This window comes from Streptomyces sp. NPDC005722, assembly GCF_040630935.1.
Taxonomy (GTDB): Bacteria; Actinomycetota; Actinomycetes; order Streptomycetales; family Streptomycetaceae; genus Actinacidiphila.
The window spans coordinates 66,115-85,999 of sequence record NZ_JBEXYN010000033.1; the positions used below are offsets into that span (position 1 = coordinate 66,115).

Below are 19,885 nucleotides of genomic sequence, written 5' to 3' on the forward strand. Positions count from 1 at the left end.
ACCCGCAATACCGTGTGCCCCAGCAAGACGAGACGGAGCCCTCTAACGCTTACTGGGACAACGGGGCACCCGGGACCAATGTGGACGTCGTCTCCGGGGAGCCAGCCGGGCAAGCCGGACAGGTGACCGACCAGCCTTTTCGCGACCATCTGTGGGACTGTGGTAGGCATCAGAAGACTGATGAAAGGCCATTCTTCTCGCCTCGACGATGACAGCGTGCCGTCCCCAGCACCGGCCCTCGGCTACTCGGTCGACACCTACGGGACCGGCTGTGCTGTGGTGCCGCTAAACACGTTTCAACATCGCCGACAGCACCGTCATCGTTGAACCCCACCGGGTGGTGGAGTCCAAGGATTTCCTGGTCACGACAGACAAGCTATATCCCGCCGGGCTGATTGCAACACCCCGCGATCAAGGCGCGGAAATCAGACATCCCCAGGTTTCACGCCCACTTCACAGCGGCGCTTCGGCCGAGACTCACCAGCCCATTTGTCGTGGCAATCAAGATGAAATCCGGTGAACATACCGCGAACTGGCTCGACAGCCAGAGATGCGACTTCAGGAATTAACTTCGTAATCTTCGACTCCATGACGAGCGGAAACCGATCCAATGCGCGAACAGTACCGCGCTCCTATGCTAAACATAGTTGAGTTCTCACGCCATATAGAATCGAGCACGCGATGAACGATACAATATATGCGAATCTCCGGTTCGATCCCGACCTGACGTCGCTTCACTCCCTCGCCCAGGAGATGGCGAAAGCCTTCGGATACAAGGCTGAGCTCACCATAGACAGTCAACTCGCGCAATTGATCAGATTGCGTGTCGCGCAGCTTACACCCTGTTCCTACTGCCTGATCTTGCATACGAGAACTGCACTTGAAAAGGGAATCAACCCAGACAAGGTCGCGCACCTAGCGAGCTGGCGTCAGAGTAAGATGTTCCACGCCTCCGAACAGGCCGCGCTGGCGTACTGCGAAGGGCTGACAAACTACGATCTGAACGCGTTTCCGGCCCTGCACGAAGAGCTGACCATCCACTTCAACGAAACCGAGATCGCGGAACTCGCCGCCGTCATCATCAACATGAATGTTTGGACGCGGTTGAAGCTCGCCCAAGGCGCCACACCTGACGCCGTAACCGACGACGCGGATCCGGTATCCAGCTGAGTCCAACGGGACCGCTCGGGCGCTACTGTAACCTCCGCGGTCAGTCGGCTTCGGCCGGTCCGAGCGGCCATCAGACAGTGCCCGCGTGCTGCGGGCATCAGGATCAGGACGTTATCGGGCTACGATCAGGCATTCCCTCTAAGCCTCATAGCGGCCTCACGACACGCTGGCCAGATGATGCGGCCCGGCTGGCCGCCGCCGATGCGCTCACGTCTCGCCGAGCGCTCATAGCGTCAAGTCGCTGGTAAGAAGCTAAGTCCGCCCGACGCTAATCTCTGGCCGAATGCGTGAACTGGTTGCGAGTTCACAACGTGACGTCTGGCTGAAGCCCGCTGTCATAACCGGGCTTGAAGAGCAATCACGGGGAGGGCGTCTCGAGCCTAACTCGGGCGGACATGAGGGCAAATCCGTCCCAAGAAAAGGGATCGATGAGGGGAAAGAATGATGAAGGCAGTGCTTGTTCGGGAGACCGTCGAGACCGAGGCCGCTAACGAATCGGTAATCAGCATCGAGGGTAATACCCACTTTCCGCCGGGCCTGTCAGGCACCCCTCGCACGGCATCTCGCCGCGGCGGCCCCTGTCCATTCGGAAGGATGCGCATGAGCAACCAGACGACCACCCAACGCGGCGCCGGTGACCATCACCGCCCCGCGGACCCCTGCCCCCGCCCCGCCTCGGGCGCGCAGGAGTCCGGCATCAACGGTCTGGCCCACCTGGTGGACGACCTCGCCCACGCAATGGCCACCACGCCGGAGGCCATCCTGGCCGGCATGTCGGACGACGTGCTGAACACGCTCTTCTTCCTCCACCTCCCGGAGGAACCGGGCGTCGGCCCCGGACCCGGCGGCGCCCCGGTACCTGAGCCGGCCCCGGGCGTCGGGTAAGGCCCCCCTCGCCTGCTTACCCTCCTCCCGAAATGTACATCTACATGATGAACAACCGATTGGCGCTGCTCGCCGCTGTGGAGAAAGGCATCGCCGAGGGCAAGCGCAGTGCCACGACGTTTTTGTCGGTGCGATGGCGCCTAGGGACGCTGCTTGGTCTTATCCGGACATCAAGGAGCCAGCGACGACAAGTGTGGATCGAAATCTGACACAGCACATCGATAACGCTGGACGATGGTAGATGCCATCGAGCTGGCCTCTTTGAGCCCGTGTGGCGCGACGCGGGCCAACCAAGGAGAGGAGTCCGTATGGACGCGTGGTGGCGTGACCGACTCCGTGGCACGGGGGACCGGAAAACCGTCTCGGCGTGGGCCCGCGACTACGCACTCAGCGCCGCGGCCGCGCTTTTGATCGTGGCCGTTCCGGTGGCGGATCTGTTCCTGCCGACGGACATCCACGTGGCGCACATCCTGGTGGTGCCGGTGGCGCTGGTCGCCGCCTTCGCGGGGCCCCTGCGCGGAGCCATTACGGCGCTGCTCGCCGTGCTGGCGCGGGTCGTCGCCGGCATCGAACGCGATGTCGTGACCACAGAGAACGTCCTGGTGCAGTTGGCGTCGCTGGCATTGCTATCAATGCTGCTCGTGGTCCTCGCCCTGTCGAGCGAGCGGGGACGGAACGAACTTGCCAGCGTGCGCCGGATCGCCGAGGCGGCCCAGCGGGTCGTACTGCGGCCCCTTCCGTGTCGTTCGGGCCCGCTGACGATCGCCTCGGCTTACCGCTCGGCCGACGGCGGCGCCCGCGTCGGCGGCGACCTTTACGCGATCGCCCGCACCGCGAATGCCACGCGCCTGCTCATAGGGGACGTCCGCGGCAAGGGACTGAGCTCGCTCGGCGAAACCCAGACGGTGCTCGGCGCCTTCCGGGCCGCGGCCCACCGCCAGGTACCGCTGCCGGAACTGGTCGCATCGCTGGAGGCCAGCTTGCATTGGGATCTGGTGGAGTTCTGCGACACACCAGCAGAGGCTGACCTGGGGGAGCGATTCGTGACGGCCGCGGTCGTCGAGATCCCCGACGACGAGCCGTGCGTCCACGTGGTCAGCTGCGGTCACCTGCCCCCGCTCCTACTGCACGAGGGCCGGGCGACCCTGCTCAACGTCGCGGAGCCCGCCCCGCCGCTCGGCCTCGGTGCCCTGGCCGAGAGCACGTACGCCCCCAGCATCTTCCCCTTCGTCGTCGGCGATCAGATGCTGCTCTATACCGACGGCCTCACCGAGGCTCGTGACGTCGAGGGTGGCTTCTACCCCTTGACGGAACGCGCCGCCGGCCTCACCAGCTCCGGTCCGGTCACCCTAGTGCAGGCGGTCACCCGTGACCTGCTGGGCCATGCCCACGGGCCGTTGTGCGACGACATGGCCCTCGTCGCCCTCCAGCGCGAACGCTGACGTCGTCAAGAGCTGATTCCGGTGGGTGCCGGCAGATGGAGTTCGACCTTTACGCACGATCCGCGAGCTCCAGCAGGTCAACGGACATCTGCGACAGGACAATGCTCCGTAAGCGGCAGGTGGCGCTCACGCTTCAGGACGCGGTGCTGCCCGCACCACAGATTCAATGCCAGCTGCGGCCAGACCGGTGGGGCTGGTCTCAGTGAGAAGGATGCCGCAGCGGGTGAACCGGAGCGGCATGGGGGCGTCGACGGCGGCCTCGCGTTGGCAGGCACGACCGTAGCCGGTGCGAGGCCAGGATTGGTAGATGAGTTGCTCATACTCGAGACAGATGACGTCGTTCTAGACACGAAGCTGCCGCGGCTTCATGCGCCACGGTCTTCCGGCCGGGGGACCAGGATGCCTAGCCAGGTCAGCTGCAGGTCGAGTGCGAGCAGCACCACGATCCCGGCGTCAACGCTGATCGGCGCTCGGGCAATCTCCGCGCCCTCGCACGTCAATCCGTCCGGGCGGTGCGAGGGGGCCAAGCAGACCAAGACAGCGGTCAGAGATCATCGGTGGTGACCGGGTCCGTGGCTGTCCCAAGCTGCGGCCAGGGAGCGGCGCTGCAGTCCGGGGCGCTGCCCGCGCTAGCAGGAGTCACGTGCGTACGTGCCGTCCGGTCCGCGAGTCGCTGGGGAATGATCATGCTTTGGGCGTCGATAGCGACGGGAGGCGGGGCAGGAGGGAACGTGGCGCACGAAACGTCGTGAGGTGCACGGTCGGGTCAGGCAATGCGCGTCGCCGCGTTCTGGCACAGGTCGAGCAGGACCGTGCGGGCCGGGCAGCGGGGCAGTTCAGCCACCACTTGGCGTGCTTTGATCGCTTCCCGTGCGGTGTACTCGCGGGCTTGCTGAAACGCGGCGTGGCGGCGTAGGAGTTCGAGGGCTTCTTGGTGATCGCGGTCGTTGTGGAGACTGCCGTCCAACAGGACGCGCAGCCGGCTGTCGGCAGGGTCATGGGGATCGGGGGGCGACGCGCGCAGAAGCAGTACGGGCAGGGTGTCAACGCCTTGGCGCAGGTCGGTGCCAGCCTTCTTTCCGGAGGAGGCGGGGTCGCCTGATATGTCGAGGAGATCGTCCGCGAGTTGGAAGACCCGGCCGAGGGTTTCGCCGAAGGTGTCGAACGCCTCGACGATGTCGGGGTGGGCTCCTGCGACCATCGCGCCTGTGCGGCCGGCGAGGGCTATGAGGGAGCCGGTTTTGTCATCGACCACCTTCAGGTAGTGGGTGAGAGGGTCTTCTCCCGGACGGGGCCCTTGGACTTCGAGGGCTTGTCCTTGTACCAGGCGGCTGAGTGCCGATCGTTGGGAGCGGATCACTTCCGCGCCCAGTTCTGCGGTCAGCTGCGCGGAGCGTGCGAGGAGGAAGTCGCCGGAACGTACGGCAATCCGGTTCCCCCATCGGGCGTTGACGGTGGGGACGCCGCGCCTGACGTGGGCCTGGTCCATGACGTCGTCATGATGGAGTGATGCCAGGTGGATGAACTCGACGACTGCAGCGGCTTTGATGACCGCGGGTGCGTCCGCGTCGCCGAACTGCGCGGCGAGCAAGGTGAGTGCGGCGCGGAAGCGTTTACCGCCGGCGGTGATGAGGTGTTGAGCGGCTGCGGCGAGCAGCGGCTGCTCGGTCTTGCACGAGTCGAACATCATGGTGTCGACCGCCGAAAGGCCCTCGGCTATACGGGTTCTCAGCTCACGGTGTCGGATGGTGCGCCAGTAGGGCGGTGCGGTGGTCACGCGGGTACCAGTTCCCTAGCTGCGCTCACGCTCGTGGAGGCGGCGCGGTTGTGCGATCGGGTGCGGGGCCGGCCGGTCGGACCGGCCCCGCGTGGTGAGGGTGCGGGTGTCAGCCTCGGGTCATGGCGTAGATGTGCAGCGTGGGCGTGTGAGGCGCGGCCGCGGCGCTGACCTTGGGCAGTTGAACGCTGACCGGTGTCTTGCCGGTCTGCAGGGGAACGCCGACGTAGTGGATGTACGCAGGTCCCTGGTACGTCTGGTTGCCCGCACGGTTCTGGTAGGAGGCGGCGATGGCCACGTCACCGTCGCCGCTGAACCAGTCGGGGCTGTTCAGGCTGAACTGCTGGCTGGTTCCGTCGGAGTAGAAGACGGTGCCGTTTCCTCCCACGGGTCCGTAGCTGGCCGAGACCAGGAACGCGAGGGTGTTGCCTCGAGTGCCGTTGACGGCGAGGGTCTGGCCGTTGGCGACGGCGTTGTCGGGCTGACCGAGGGTACGTGTGCCGCTGGTCGCAGTCGTGCCGGCGGTGGAGGGCCAGGTGAAGTCGAGACCCGCGTGGGTGATGGTGGAACCCGGCGCGACACCCGCTGCGGCGATTGCCTGTGCGGAGTAGCTGGCTCCGCCGCCGTCGAAGTCGCCTACGTCCGTGGCGGTGTCCTGGGTGACGGCGACGTTGTTGAATGCCGACGCCAGGCCGGTTGCGGCCTTGCCGAGGCCCATGGCGTGGACGTGCAGCGTCGGCGTGTTCTGGGCCGCTGCGGCGCTGACCTTGGGCAGCTGGACGCTGACCGGTGTCTTGCCGGACCGCAGGGGCACGCCGACGTAGTGGATGTACGCAGGTCCCTGGTACGTCTGGTTGCCCGCACGGTTCTGGTAAGAGGCGGCGATGGCCACGTCACCGTCGCCGCTGAACCAGTCGGGGCTGTTCAGGCTGAACTGCTGGCTGGTTCCGTCGGAGTAGAAGACGGTCCCGGTTCCGCCCGCGGGTCCGTACGTTGCCGAGACCAGGAACCCGAGGCTGTCGCCGGTGCCGCTGAGGGCGATGGTCTGACCGTTGGCGACGGTGTTGTCCGCCTTGCCGCTGCCTGCGGTGGACGGCCAGGTCAGGGCCGCGCCGCTGTGAGCCACCGTCGAGCCGGGGGTGACGCCCGTCTTGGCGAGTGCCTGGGCGGAGAAGCTGGCCCCGCCGCCGTCGACGTCGCCGGCGTTCGTGGCGGTGTCCTGAGTGACGGACACGTTGTTGAAGGTGGAGGCCAGTGACGGTGCGGCCGGTCCGGGGGTGACGGTGGGAGCTTGCTGGGCGATGCTGTCGAGGTAGTGGAGGCCTCCGGTGACGCTGAGGCCCACTAGGTGCTGTGCGTCGATCCTGTCCCATTCCTGCCGGGCCAGCTGGGCCAGATACGTCTTGCCCTGCTCATTGGCGGCGGTGACCACCGCGTCCTTGAAAGCGTCGGCCGAGTCGATCTGGTTCTGGGTGATGATGACCGTGTCGGCCTGGTCGGTTCCGACCGCCTGGAACACGGGCGCCACAGCCTGGACCGTCTTCACCATCTGGTCGAGAAGAGGCCCTTCAAGCTTCAACGTGTCGTCGAAATCGTCCCTGTTGTCGAGGAAGAGCTTCTCGTAATAGGCCACAGCGGGGGACGGGGCAACCGTGCCGAGCTCGTACATGTGCACCAGCGACCCCACCACGTCCTCGAGCGAGGCGCCGTCGGCCGTCAACGCTGCGGAGCCGCTGTAGATCTGCTCCATGGTCGTGCAGGTGATGCCACCGCCAGTACTACAACCCTCGGGTCGCTCGTCCGGGGTGGTCGGAGTGACCCCGACTTCGTTCTCCCAGACAGTGTTGGTCACGGACGCCTGACGGGACGTCGCACCGTAGAGGTCGGAGGCAGCGGTCACCATGGCCGTCTCGGCGTCGGCGAACGTCGACGTCGGAGACAGGTACTGAGTCATCGCCCGCCACAGGATGTTCGTGGTGGTATCCGGGTCCATGAGAACGGACATGCGGTAGAACGCATAGTTCGGAATGCCACTGTTGGTGTGGACACCACCATTGTCGAAACAGGTCTGCGAGTACGCGCTCATGTGTCGCGGCTGATTGTAAATGGTGGGGTCCGCCATGGACCGGATCGGTTCCATGACCCTCATGTCGGAACCCAGCAGCCAGTCAGTCTTCCCCTTTGCTGCCCGCTCGGTCATTTCACCGAAGAAGTCGGAGATGCTCTCGTTCAGCGCCCCGGACTGGAACGCATACTGGAGGCCGGCGGTGTACTGGGTGACGCCGTGCGTCATCTCGTGGCCGGAGACGTCCTGCGACAGCATGCCGTCGCCGTACGTCATGTACGCGCCGTTCCAGTTAGCGTTCTTGTAACCCGTGCTGTAGTGCACATATGACTCCAGCGACATGCCAAGATCATCTATGCTGTTGCGCCCGAACTTGTCCTTGTAGAAGTTGTAGACCACGCCGCTCTGCGCGTATGCGTCGTTCGCGTCGACGTCGTTGGTGGCCGGGCCACCCTCCTCCCTCACCTGTACGGCCGCGGAATAGTTCGTCTGGTGCTTCATGTCGAAGACCTCACGGTACACGCCCTGCGGGTGGACCGGCGGATAGCCCGGAGAGCCTTGGTCGGCAATGGAAAGGAAAGGGAAGTTCGCGACGTCTTCGCACTGCTGGCCTGCATCATGGGGCAAGTCGCGGCATTCCTGATGCGTCGGGATGGCAGCTTCGAGGTTGCCCGCGAACGCGGAGTCCTTGATGCCCATCGTCGCCTCGCCGAAGTCATAGGCGAAGAGCTTCTCCCTGATTCCGCGGGGGAAGCCGTTGTAGGAGACAAGCGTTGGACGTCGCCAGTCGTGATAGTAGTTCTCTGGCGGCTCGTCGCCCGCGGTGGCGATACGGAAGGCGTGGGTCAAGCCACCGTCCTTGTGGTAGACGACCTTGGGGTGGGTTCCGTCCCAGCGGACCCCGCTAGCCGGGTAGACGTGGTACCCGCCGTGTGCGGACGTCGCCACGTACTCGGCTTTGTCGTCCTTCACCCAGACCGCTACGTGTTCCCAGTCGTGGACGTGCCCGCCGGCGTCGGCGACGGTCTCGACCGCCACGTCCTTCTCGAAGTAGTAGTCGTAGAGGTAGACGCACCATCCGTAGTTGCACCGTTGCCGCGAGTAGGCGTTGGTGTTGTCGAGATCGGACTGGTCATGGCAATACGCCGAGCTCGTCGTGTTGTTGTGGTCGAGACCCTGGGAGATGGTGCCGTCCGGCCCGATCGCCGGCACGTTGTAGCAGCTGTTGGTGTCGTAGTCGACGGCCGGCTCCCACTTGAGGTCATTCTCCGTGGCGTTCTGCGGCAGCGCCCTCGGAGGGTCGGGAACCGCGGCCGCGGCCTCCGCCGTCTCGGTAAGGGGCTGGACACCGACGATGACTCCCTTGCGCAGAGCATCGACGAAGATCCGCTCGCTGAATCCTCCTTCGTCCATCAGATCGATCTGCCAGGCCAGGGCCGAGGGACTCTTGAATCCCTGCATCGGAGAGCCTGGGTAGACCACCAGCGAGGGGGAAGCGGTCGTCTTCGCGTGCCGCATCGTCTTGCTGGCGACCGCGACAGCGTCCTTCTGACGTACCGTCGGCTCCGTCGAGGCCGGAGGGACCAGGTCGGGGCGCAACCCGTTGGTGACGGCGGTCACCGTCGTGTTGCTGCGGTCCAGGTGCACGCCGAGCCGGGCGTTGTACACGGGTACGCCGTGGATCGACTGGTCGTACCAGACGTGGTGGGCGCCGGTCGGGTCGGGCAGTTGGACGCGGCCAGTGCCCTTGGAGAGCATGCCGTCGGTGTCGGCGACACCGAAGAGCTTCGCGTGAGCGCGGAGCCACGCCGGAACGTCACCCCCGGCCAGACGACTGTGCAGACCACCCAGCGCAGAGGGAGTGCCCGTCTGCGGATTGCTGGCCACGTTGAGCTTGTGACCGGTCTCACGTTGGAGCCCCTTCAAGGCATCACTGACACCTGAGGCCCTCCACTTCGGCAACGGCTGCGGCTGCGTGGGAGCCGCCGACGCGGTACTGGCCGTCAGCACCGAGGCGACCACCGCTACGGCGGCTGCGACCGCCGTCCCCCGCACGGCCCGCTGTCGCGCTGCCTGCACGTCATGATCCGAACGCTGCCTCGTCGAGGGGTAGAAGCGCGCGACGGCACCACCGACGACCACTGCCCAGCCGGCCGCCGCGACGACGGCCCAGACGGTCGACATCGACAGTTCCATCACCGCCGAACCGCCCTCGTTACGGGTCGCCACCTGTACGACGCCTGCGAGGATGGCGTAGGAACTCGCCGACGCCGCCAGCAACGGCCACTTCGGCAGCCCGAGAACTCGAGCCGCGGCGGCGACGAACCACCCGAGCACGACGGCACCGAGCAGCGGACCGACCCCGATGAGGAGCAACTCGGAGCGCTGCTCGAAGACCCAGGGGGCGGAGATGTGGCCCGAGAACAAGGCCATATGCCAGTCGACGGGTACGCCGGAACCGGCGACGAATCCGCCCACGGTGCCGGAGAGGTCCGGGGCGAGGTGCTTCGCTACGAGAACGTCAAAATAGGAACCGCTGTGTCTTATCACGATGCGAACGGCGATCTGGACGGCGGCCAGCGCCGAAATCAGGCTCACTATGCCGGCCACCAGCGCGGTACCGGCTGCGTGCCAGCCTCTTCGGAGGAACTCCTGTCGCAACTGACTTCCTTGATGATGGCTCCGATCAGATCGGAGCGTGCCAAATAGAGCACACCTGGGTGTCCACCCATGCCTGACGTGATATCTAGGTATGCATGCGTCGAGGTCGCACTCATCGACCCGAATGAGCTCACAACTTGGTGTCGACGACGACGTCGGGTGGGATCGTAGGGCGAAGCGGTTGATAAATCAACCAGAATGAGATGTCCGATATAGTCAGCGATGAGCGCGTGTTGTGGACCGACAGGTTGCCCGAGTCGTGCGTTTGCTACCGCTCGTGGGCGACCGTTGTTCGCCAATCGAACCCACACGGACGGCATGCCGGTGCGGCAATTTATACGCCTAGAAGGAAACTGACGCCCCGTGCGCCATCTGCCTCAGGTGACATCGCGATAAATTGTCTGAGAATTCATTTGGGCTCTACTGCACACCTTATGGGCCGATGAGCACTATCCGAACCCGCACAAGTGCCATGAAGCTCAGTAAGTAGCGCCATGTGGGAAACCGTATCGATTACACGCTGACGGGCCATCACACCGCAGGGTCAGACGCGCGTCGAGCAACCCCACACCAGTCTTCAGCCTTACCGGTCCTCCCCGACCCGCCGATCACAGCTGTTCTTGGGCGCTACTTCGAGGAGAGTTCTGTCGGTCCCTTGCTCGATGGCACTCCAAGTCCGTAGCGGTTGCGACACCGCAGGGGCGTCGGTGCAGCCCCATCCATGCCGGCTGTGTAGTCGGCGAGAAGTTAGCGTCGGGCGGAGTCGGCGTCTTACCAGCGCCTTGGTACTACGAGCGATCGGGGAGACGTGAGCTCATCGGCGGCCAGCGGCGCACCCAATCACCTGGCCAGCGCCTAAGCCCCGGTATGCCTCGACCGAGCTCGAGCCAGCACATGGTCAGGCCGAAATGGGGCGCTGAGGAAGTCCCTGGTGGAGGCCCGATCGTCTCAGCCACCGACCGCTGTCAGCGCCAACTCGGCCGAAGCGCGATCGGAGTAGCCCGGGTGGCGAGCGTCGACCAGATCGGCATGGGCGGTCGTCCGCGAGAGGTAGTCGCCCGCAACTGGGCAGCTCGCGGTGATCGTGCCTCCACGGGCGCGAACCTCGTCGAACACCCGCCGCACCAGAGCGGCCCCCACACCCTGATGCTGATGACTCGACTCGACTTCAGTGTGCCGGAGCGCGTACCGGTTGGGCTTCAGGTGGGTGTAGTACAGCCAGCCGGCAAGCTGGTTGTCACGGCAGACCCCAAAGCGGCCTTGCTCGATGTTGTCGATCAGCTGCTCAGTTGATGGAACGTGCTGTTCTCTACTCATGGCCTTCCTCTCCAACTGTTGTCGCGCTGGCTCCGAACCAGGACAACCTGGACCATATAGTCCAGTATGAAGCCGTCTTTCAGTCGGCCTTGCATTGAGTGGGACTATATAGTCCCCTAGTGAACAGCAGGAGTTGCTTGCGCCACTGAGGACGGCAAAGAGGCGTTAAGAGAGCACGGAGCGATCACCAGCTGCCGCGGTGCCTAGGACGAGAGCACACGCCTCTACGGCGGCAGACCACCATGACGCCCCGTCTCGTCGTCCGCGGCAGCACCCCGGCACTCGCCGACGCATGATGCCGGTACCCGTGCGCGTGACACCGGCGCAGGGATCCGCGCCAAAGAGCGTGAGGCAGCGGGTGGGAATGACGAACGCGGCCAGGGAGGCCTGGGTTTCGGTGGCTACGACATCCAAGTGCTCGAACGCCCGCCTCCTGCGGAGAAGGCCATCGCGCGTTCCGGCAGTCCTGGTGCCGGACCTCGCCAACCCCGTCGCCCTTGTGCGGGGTGCGGAGGACGACTTCGGGCCGCAGCTGCCTTAGACCGCTCCCCCGGTCTCCTCGGGCGTGGCCAACTCAAGGGCAGGACGCTCTGGTGCGGCGGGAAGTATCCCGGCCGCCGCCAGGCCAGCGGGGCCGGTCTCGCTCAACGAGATGCCATAGCGGATCAAGCGAAGCGGCATGAGAGCTTCGACCGGGGCCTTGCGGCTCCAGGCCCGGCCGAAGCGGGCACGCAGACGGGCCTGCTAGATGAGGTGTTCCCGCTCGAGGCGGATGACGTCGTCGTAGGAGCGGAGCTCCCACAGCTTCATGCGGCGCCATAGGCGGAAGGTCGCGGCCGGGGCAAGGAGCCAGCGGGCGAGCCGGACGGATTCCATGTGCTTGTCGGCGGTGATGTCGGCGACCCGGCCGATCGCGTGCCGAGCGGCTTCGACCGAGACGACGAAGAGGATCGGGATGATGCCGTGCATCCCGACGCCCAGCGGGTCCGGCCAGGCCGCCGCGCCGTTGAAGGCGATCGTGGCAGCAGTCAGCAGCCATGCGGTCTGGCGCAGCAGCGGGAACGGGATGCGCAGCCAGGTCAGCAGCAGGTCGAGCGAGAGCAGGACGACGATGCCGGCGTCCGATTCCGATCGGGAAGACGTTGGCGAAGGCGCCGAAGCCCTTGCGGAGCGCCAGTTCGCGTACCGCGGCGTACGATCCGGCGAAGCCGATCGCGGCGATGATCAGCGCGCCGATCACGACGACACCGATCAGGATCCTCTGGGTACGCCCCAGCTGCTCGGTGTCCTGCGCTTCCCCCTCCACGACCGGCGGCCTCTCCTGCTTCTTCTGTCACAGGCTGTAGCTAAGGCCAACACTCTCACGGCCCGGCAGCACACGGCACCCCACGAGCACAAGGTCAGGAGTCACCCCCGCTCGATCACCTGCAAGCAGCCGGAGCGCGACCAAAGCCGCCGGCCTCAGGCCTCGGGCGCCGTCGGGAACAGCGGAGCGCAGTGGTGACGTACGGGCGTCAGGGACGAAGCCCGCGCAGGGCGGCACCGATGGCGGCGATGCCCTCCTCGATGTCGCGGGCGGAGCCCGCCGCGTAGCCGAGTACCAGGCCGGGCGGCCCGGGGCCGATGCGATGCCAGGAGAGCGGATGTACCTTCACGCCCCGGTCGAGGGCTGCAGCTGCGAGGGCGCCGTCGGACAGGCCGGGGTCGTGCGCGCCGTCGGGCGGGTCGCCGAACGTGACCATGAGGTGCAGGCCGGCGGCTGTCCCGTGCACGTGGGCACCAGGGAGGTGCTCCTCGATGGCCCTCAGCATCATGTCGCGGCGCCGGCGGTGGCGGCCCCGGACGTGGCGCAGATGGCGTTCCAGCTCGCCGGAGTCCATCAGCCTGGCGAGGACCAACTGGGTGAGGACGCCGTTGCCCAGGTCGGCGTACCGTTTGGCGGCCACAACGGCGTCCAGCCGGTCCGGTGGTACGAGGAGCCATCCGATGCGGAGTGCGGGCGCCAGCAGTTTGGAGACGCTGCCCGCGTAGCAGACCCCCTCGGGCATCAACGAGCGCAGCGCCGGCACCGGTGGCCGGTCGTAGCGGTGCTCGGCGTCGTAGTCGTCCTCGATCACCACCCCGCCCTCGGCGGCCCAGCCCAGCAGCTCTCTGCGGCGTTCCCCGTCGAGCACGACACCGGTCGGGAACTGGTGGGCCGGGGTCAGCAGCACCGCCCGGGCGCCACTGGCACGCAGCGCACCGACGTCGAGGCCGCCGGCGTCCACCCGGATGGGCACGATCGAGTGGCCTCCGTACTCCAACTGCTGGCGCGCTCCGAGGGATCCGGGGTCCTCGACGGCGATACTGCGGACGCCGTCCGCCAGCAGCAGCCGTGCGAGCAGGCTCAGGGCCTGCGCCACACCCGCGACCACCACGACCTCCTCGGGGTCGGCGCGGATGCCTCGGTTGCGCGCCAGCCAGCCCACGACCGCTCGGCGCAGGGCGGCCGCGCCGCGGGGATCGCCGTAGCCGAAGTCGGCCGGGGTGGCGTCCGCGAGGACGGCACGCTCGGCGCGCAGCCACCCGGTGCGGGGGAAGGCGGCGAGGTCGGGGACACCGGGTGACAGGTCGATGTGGCAGGGCATGGCCCGCAGTGCGTCGACGACACCGTCGCTGTGGCCGGAGGTGAAGATCGCGGCCCCGGATCCGGCTCCGGTCCCCGGCACGTTGTGTGCGCGTGCGGGCGGAGCGGCGGGAGCCGCCACGACGACCGTCCCGAGCCGGCCACGACCGGCGATCTGTCCCGACTCGGCGAGCCGCCGGTAGGCCTCGGTGACCACGCCCCTGGTGACGTGCAGCTCCTCCGCCAGAACTCGGCTGGCGGGCAGCCTCGCTCCGACGTGCAGCCGGCCGTCGGCGATGGCGGACCGCAGCCGGTCCGTGAGCCAGGCGGTGCGCCCGCCTGCGGGTACGTGGCCGATCTCCAGTTGAAGGAAGTCCGAGCCCGGTGAGGCAGCACGGTCCGGCACCTGGTCTGCTGGATCCTCCGCCTGATTGGACCCCTGCACCGATGCCTTTGTGGACCTGTCCATGACGTCCATTGTGGGGGCAGCGTGGACGGTATGCGCACACCTTTCGCTTCCCTCACCCCCCTCGTGCCCGGCATGCTCGGGATGGCGCTCGTCGGCAGCAGCGTCACCGTTTCGCACACCCTCGTGGACGCTCCACTGTTCACCCCGCAGGCGGTTCGCTACGCGATGGCCACGGTGATCCTGCTGGTCGTCGCCCGGCTCGCCGGCGCACGGCTGGTGTGGCCGCGAGGACGGGAGTGGCTGTGGCTCGCCGGGATCGCTGTCACCGGTCTGCTGCTGTTCAACGTGGCCGTGGTCCGGGGCGTCGCCCATGCCGAGCCCGCGGTGGTGGCCGTCGCGGTCGCCTGCGCACCGGTGGTCCTCGCGGCGATGGGCCCGGCGCTGGAGGGGCGCCGGCCCAGCCGTCAGATCTTGTTGGCGGCACCGGTGGTCGTGGCGGGAGCGGTACTGGTGGAGGGGACGGGTCGCACAGACGCCGTGGGGGTGGCTTGGGCGGCGCTGGCCCTGGCCTGCGAGGCCGCCTTCACCCTTCTCGCGGTACCGGTCTTGCGGCGGCACTCCCCGTGGGGTGTGTCCGTGCACGCGATGTGGATGGCCGCCGTGCTCCTGGCCGTTCTCGCCACGGTCTGCGAAGGGCCCTCGGCGGTGCGGGAGTTGTCCGGTGCCCAGTGGGCCGCCATCGGCTACCTGGCGTTGATGGTGACGGCGGTCGCCTTCGTCCTGTGGTACTCGACGGTCCGCGCCGTCGGCGCCGGGCAGGCTGGACTGCTCACCGGCATCGCGCCGCTCGCCGCGGCAGTTGTCGGCGCCATCTCGGGCAACGGCACACCGAACCCGTCGGTATGGCTGGGGATCACCGTGCTCATCATCGGCCTCGTGCTGGGGCTTCGCCCGCACCGCACTCCTGCCGTCGAGGTCGCACGAGTGGATCCGCCCACCTCCGCACGTACCAGCTAGTCCCTGCCAACTGCCTTTCGGGAGGGCCCTGCGCGGGGCATCGCCTGACGTTGGCCGCGCCGCGGCTCGTGACGTCGCGCGATCCAGCGGTACCGCCCGGTACCGTGCCGCGTCAGCTCTGCTCCGGAAGCGCCGAAAGGCCCTCGCCGAATGATCCCCGACCGTCACGGGGACCGCCGCTGGCAGCCGTGTTCCGGGGTGCTGCTGTTGCCGTCCCCGCTGGGACGCTGCATGAGACGGCGATGGCGGGCAACGCTACTGCCTGAGTCTGTACCCGTGCGCTGTGGAGGTTGGTGTGACTCAGGGCAAGCGTCCGTGGGGGCGTTCAGCGGAGGAACCCTGGTGGCGGTTCGTTCCAAGGAATCGGTGGACGGGCGTCCTGAGCCTTGTGGCCGGGGCCCTGTTGGTGGTGCAGATGGTGATGGCACTGGTGGACCGTTCCTCCAGCGGGCGGACCGCCTTCGGCGTTCTCCTCGGGCTGGTGGGGTGCGCTCTCATCGGCTCCGCCATGGATGGCCTTCGCCTGCTGAACCGGCGGGAGAGCCGCTGACGACCCCCGGCGGCACACGACCACGTGCCGGGCGAGGACCCACCGCTCGTCCTCGCCCGGCACGCTCCTGGGACGGACTTACACCTTGTCCGCCCAGATGTCCCGGGAGGCGGAGACGGGGTCGGCCACGACCGAGACGGGCACGTCCCAGATCCGCGTGAGCGCCTCACTCTTCCGGTACTGCGGCCAGCCGGGGTCGCCGGTGGCGGCGAAGGCCGTCAAGGACCTGCGGACCTCCTCGGCCAGGCCGACCACCTCCGGCGGAAGTGCGTCGCCGAAGAGCATGGCCGCCATCGGGCCGTGGAAGTTGCCGAACGTCATCGGGACGTCGAGCAGGTGGCAGGCGCCGAGTGCCCCGCCGAACACGGGCGTCGGCCAGGCCACCTCGTAGAGCCAGCTGCGGCCGGCGTGCTCCTGCGCGCACCACGTCGACGGCATGCGGAAGAACGCGTCGGACTGGATGAGCAGGTACAGATCGGCGTCGGAGGCGCCGGGGTAGGCGGCCCGGTAGGCGTCGAGCGGAACGCCGTGCGCCGCCGCGACAGCGGAGACGTCGACGGCGGACAGGTCCTCGTGCATCGCCATGGCGAAGAACCGGTACTCGTCGCGGGTGTACCCGGTCATGAGGTCGACCTCCGCGCGCAGGCCGCGCCAGGGCTGGTCGCGGACCAGATCCCCGTCCAGCACCGGTCCGTAGGGAGTGACCTCGCCCTCCCGGGACTGCACGGCGTGGATCGCCTCGGGCGCCACGTCCGCGAAGGCCTCGGAAGTGAGCGGGACACCGAGCGCCGCCGCGATCCGCTGTGCCGTGTCGCGCGCCCGTTCCTCAGGCAGAAAAGCCGCTGCGACACTCTGCCCGATGGCCCGGCGGAACAGCCCGCGGCCGGCCTCGGCGGCCGTCAGCGCTGCCACGGCGCTGCCTCCCGCCGACTGCCCGAAGATCGTCACGTTGTCCGGGGCTCCACCGAAACCCGCTATGTTCTCCTGCACCCAGCGCAGGGCCGCGAGTTGGTCGAGCAGCGCCCGGTTCTGCGGCGCGTCCGGCAGCCAGCCCAGGCCCTCGAAGCCGGTGCGGTAGTTCAAGGTCACCAGCACGACGCCCGAGCGCGCCAGGTTCGCGCCGTCGAACTCGGGCTGGCTCGCGGAGCCGAAGATGAACGCTCCCCCGTAGAGCCAGACCATCACGGGGAGTCCGGCTGCCCCGGGATCGGGCGTCCAGACATTGACGGTGAGGCAGTCGGTGTTGTCGCCCGGGTGCCACAGCGCCGGCAGGGGAGGCATCTGGGCCTGAGGAGGCGAGGCGCTGAAAGCGGAAGCGTCGAGGACACCGTCCCACGGCTGCGGTGGCTGCGGTGCCTGGAAGCGCCTGGGGCCGTCGAGAGGCGCGGCGTACGGCATGCCCTTGAACACGCTGACACCCTCGTCCGTCACGCCTTGGACGGTGCCCTGCGTCGTCTGCACGAGGATCTTGTTCACAGGGATCCCCGGTGGGTGGAATCGGCCGGCCGGCGGACGTGAGAAGACATGGGGCTGACTTTCCGGACCCGCCCGAGGCGCGGCCCTGCACTCGTGGGAATGCCGCTTTGGCACCCTTGATCGCGGCCCTTCGGCGACTGCGCCGGGGTCGTACGATGGGATGACGTTACGAAGATCGACTGTCCACTCTCCAGGCCGTCCCGTGTCCAATAACTGCTCATCGGTGCTCGTGCACCCGGGGCGCGAGCCGGTGAGCCACTGCAGGTGCGCCGCTCTGGGAGGGGAGAGGCGTCCTCGTCGGACGTCCTGGTAGGAAAGGGAACGTGTGCGGACCGTGCGCGACCGGCTCGATACCGCCCGGCGCAGGTCGTTCGTCGGCCGGGCCGACGAACGTCACCTCTTCGCCGCAGCGCTGGCCGGTGAGACCGGGGCCTTCTCGGTGTTCTACGTCCACGGACCGGGCGGCATCGGAAAGTCCACACTGCTGAACCGCTTCGCAGCCGACGCCCGTGACGCGGGCCGGCCCGTGGTGGAGGTGGACGGGCGGCTGGTCGAGGCCTCACCCCGCGCGTTCGAGAACGCCGTCGGCGACCCGGCGGAGGGCATGGTCCTGGTGATCGACACCTTCGAACGGTGTCAGGGCCTCGAGACGTGGCTCAGCCGGCAGTTCCTGCCGCGACTGCCCTACGACGCGATCGTGGTGCTGGCCAGCAGAATCCCACCCACTCCCGGCTGGCGAGCCGACCCCGCCTGGTCGGAGACACTGCGCGTGATCAGGCTGCGCAACCTCGACCCGGACGACGCGGCTGTCCTGATGGAGAAGAGGGGGGTGGCCGAGCACCTGCGCGCCAGAGTCCTCGGCTTCACCGGCGGCCATCCCCTCGCCCTGACCCTGGCCGCCGAGGTCGCCAGGGACGAACCAGGCACGCTGCACTCCCGGTACCCCAGCCCCTCCTGGGAGCCCGGTCAGGAAGTGGTCGCCTCCCTGCTGGGCCACCTGGTGGGCGAGGTGCCCTCAGACCACCACCGCCGGGCCCTGGCGGTGTGCGCGCACGCCGAGGCCACCACCGAGGAACTCGTACGCGCCGTGGTACCCGCCGATCAGGCGGGCGCCCTGTTCACGTGGCTGCGGGGCCTGGCGTTCACCGAGTCCGGCGCCCACGGGGTCTACCCGCACGACGTGGTGCGCAACGCTCTGGAGGCCGATCTGCGGTGGCGCGATCCGGAAGGATACGCGTCGATCCACCGCTCCGTCCGAAGGCACCTCCTGGACCGCGTACGGGCGGCTGCCGACGCGGATGCGCTGCGAACGGTCCGTGAACTCCTCTTCACCTTCCGGCGCTCTCCCGTCATGGCCGCATTCCTCCACTGGGGCGGTGCCGAGGACGTCTTCGGCGACCGCTACCAGGAGGCCGACCGGCAAGAGGTCCTGGACCTCGCCCGGCGGGCCGAGGGCCCCGAACTCGCCGCGATCGTGAACCACTGGCTGGGCCGCGCCCCCGAGGCGTTCCAGGTGTGCCGCCGCACCTCCACCGGACTGCCGGTCGGCTTCTCCGCATGGCTGCGGCTGAGCGAACCGGACGAGCACGACCGCCGGACCGATCCGGTGATCGACGCCGCGTGGAACCACGTTGCGGACCAGGGCGGGCTGCGGCCGGGAGAGCACCTGGGCATCTCGCGCTTCTTCGTCGACCCTGAGCAGTACGAGCGATCCTCGCCGGTGATGGACCAGATGCTGTTCAGGAACGCGCAGGCATGGCTCATGGGAAACGGGCTCGCCTGGTCGTTCTGCGTCGCGGCCCACTCCCGGCTGTGGCAGGAGAACTTCGCCGGCATCCAGCACACGCTGGTGCCCGACACCAAGCTGATCGGAGCCACGGAGTTCGCCCTGTTCGCCCGCGACTGGCGCAGAACACCGCTGGAGCCCTGGCTGGATCTGCTCACGACCCAGGCGATGTCCGGCCAGGCGGTGCTCCCGGACGCCGATGAGGAGGAGTACTCGGTACTGTCCCGGCCCGAGTTCGACGACGCGGTGCGCGCCGCACTCCGGACCTTGCACAGCGACGCCCTGGCCGACAACCCGCTCGTACGCAGCCACCTGGTGGCCACGGGTAACCTCACCGACCGTACGCGCGAACTACGGGAACTGCTGACGCGCACGATCCGGGCCATGGCCGTGGACCAGCGGCTCGCGAAGCTGCACCGGGTGCTCGACGCGACGTTCCTGGGCACCGCTCCGACCCAGGAACTGGCCGCCCAGTCACTGGCCGTTCCCTTCACCACCTACCGCCGGCACCTCACCAGGGGCACGGAGTTGCTCTGCGACCGCCTCTGGCGGCAGGAACTCGCCAAGGACGACTGACCCCCGGCCGCCCGCACGTCATCGAGGTGATCGCCGACTCCGTGGCCGTACTCGGACACCCGCCGTCGATGCGGGAGACCGGTCAGGCGGTGGCACCCCGCCCCGCCGGACGAGATACAGCGGGGCGGGTTCACCAACAGCGTCCGCGC

At 67.6% G+C, this 19,885-nt stretch carries 11 protein-coding genes and 1 pseudogene; 6 read left to right on the forward strand and 6 right to left on the reverse strand.

The features are described 5' to 3' along the window. The first annotated feature begins 681 nt into the window (after positions 1-681). The 4 genes from ABZ479_RS29950 to ABZ479_RS29965 all read left to right on the forward strand — a co-directional run bounded on the left by ABZ479_RS29950 (position 682) and on the right by ABZ479_RS29965 (position 3,497). Positions 682-1,170, forward strand: coding sequence for a carboxymuconolactone decarboxylase family protein (locus tag ABZ479_RS29950; RefSeq protein WP_500464472.1), 489 nt, complete (start codon positions 682-684; stop codon positions 1,168-1,170). A 600-nt stretch (positions 1,171-1,770) separates the two neighbouring features. Continuing rightward, a complete protein-coding gene (locus tag ABZ479_RS29955; RefSeq protein WP_500464473.1) occupies positions 1,771-2,055 on the forward strand; it encodes a hypothetical protein in 285 nt (94 codons plus the stop codon). Positions 2,056-2,087: 32 nt separating this feature from the next. After that, a complete protein-coding gene (locus ABZ479_RS29960) occupies positions 2,088-2,264 on the forward strand; it encodes a hypothetical protein (protein WP_500464474.1) in 177 nt (58 codons plus the stop codon). A gap of 99 nt (positions 2,265-2,363) precedes the next feature. Continuing rightward, entirely contained in the window at positions 2,364-3,497 is a 1,134-nt protein-coding gene (locus ABZ479_RS29965) for a PP2C family protein-serine/threonine phosphatase (RefSeq protein ID WP_500464475.1), read from the forward strand. Between the two features lie 766 nt (positions 3,498-4,263). Here the strand turns inward: ABZ479_RS29965 and ABZ479_RS29970 are convergent. The 5 genes and pseudogenes from ABZ479_RS29970 to pdxR form a co-directional block, all read right to left on the reverse strand. After that, entirely contained in the window at positions 4,264-5,274 is a 1,011-nt protein-coding gene (locus ABZ479_RS29970) for a polyprenyl synthetase family protein (RefSeq protein WP_500464476.1), read from the reverse strand. Between the two features lie 109 nt (positions 5,275-5,383). Beyond that, on the reverse strand, positions 5,384-10,000 hold the full coding sequence (locus ABZ479_RS29975; protein WP_500464477.1) for an NPP1 family protein: 4,617 nt from the start codon (positions 9,998-10,000) through the stop codon (positions 5,384-5,386). Between the two features lie 948 nt (positions 10,001-10,948). Continuing rightward, a complete protein-coding gene (locus ABZ479_RS29980; RefSeq protein WP_500464478.1) occupies positions 10,949-11,317 on the reverse strand; it encodes a GNAT family N-acetyltransferase in 369 nt (122 codons plus the stop codon). Between the two features lie 561 nt (positions 11,318-11,878). After that, a pseudogene (locus ABZ479_RS29985) lies at positions 11,879-12,593 on the reverse strand (DUF2637 domain-containing protein); the annotation flags it as partial. A 238-nt stretch (positions 12,594-12,831) separates the two neighbouring features. Then, positions 12,832-14,400 carry a MocR-like pyridoxine biosynthesis transcription factor PdxR gene (gene pdxR / locus ABZ479_RS29990; RefSeq protein WP_500464479.1) on the reverse strand — a complete coding sequence of 523 codons (1,569 nt, stop codon included), beginning with the start codon at positions 14,398-14,400 and terminating at the stop codon, positions 12,832-12,834. Positions 14,401-14,421: 21 nt separating this feature from the next. Here pdxR and ABZ479_RS29995 point away from each other — a divergent pair, with 21 nt between their 5' ends. Further along, positions 14,422-15,348, forward strand: coding sequence for a DMT family transporter (locus ABZ479_RS29995; RefSeq protein WP_500464480.1), 927 nt, complete (start codon positions 14,422-14,424; stop codon positions 15,346-15,348). Positions 15,349-15,976: 628 nt separating this feature from the next. On the opposite strand, the gene ABZ479_RS30000 is transcribed toward ABZ479_RS29995, so the two are convergent. Then, on the reverse strand, positions 15,977-17,374 hold the full coding sequence (locus ABZ479_RS30000) for a carboxylesterase/lipase family protein (protein ID WP_500464481.1): 1,398 nt from the start codon (positions 17,372-17,374) through the stop codon (positions 15,977-15,979). A 325-nt stretch (positions 17,375-17,699) separates the two neighbouring features. On the opposite strand from ABZ479_RS30000, the gene ABZ479_RS30005 reads away from it, so the two are divergent. Beyond that, complete coding sequence (locus tag ABZ479_RS30005; RefSeq protein WP_500464482.1) at positions 17,700-19,736, forward strand: ATP-binding protein; 2,037 nt, start codon at positions 17,700-17,702, stop codon at positions 19,734-19,736. Positions 19,737-19,885: the final 149 nt, after the last annotated feature.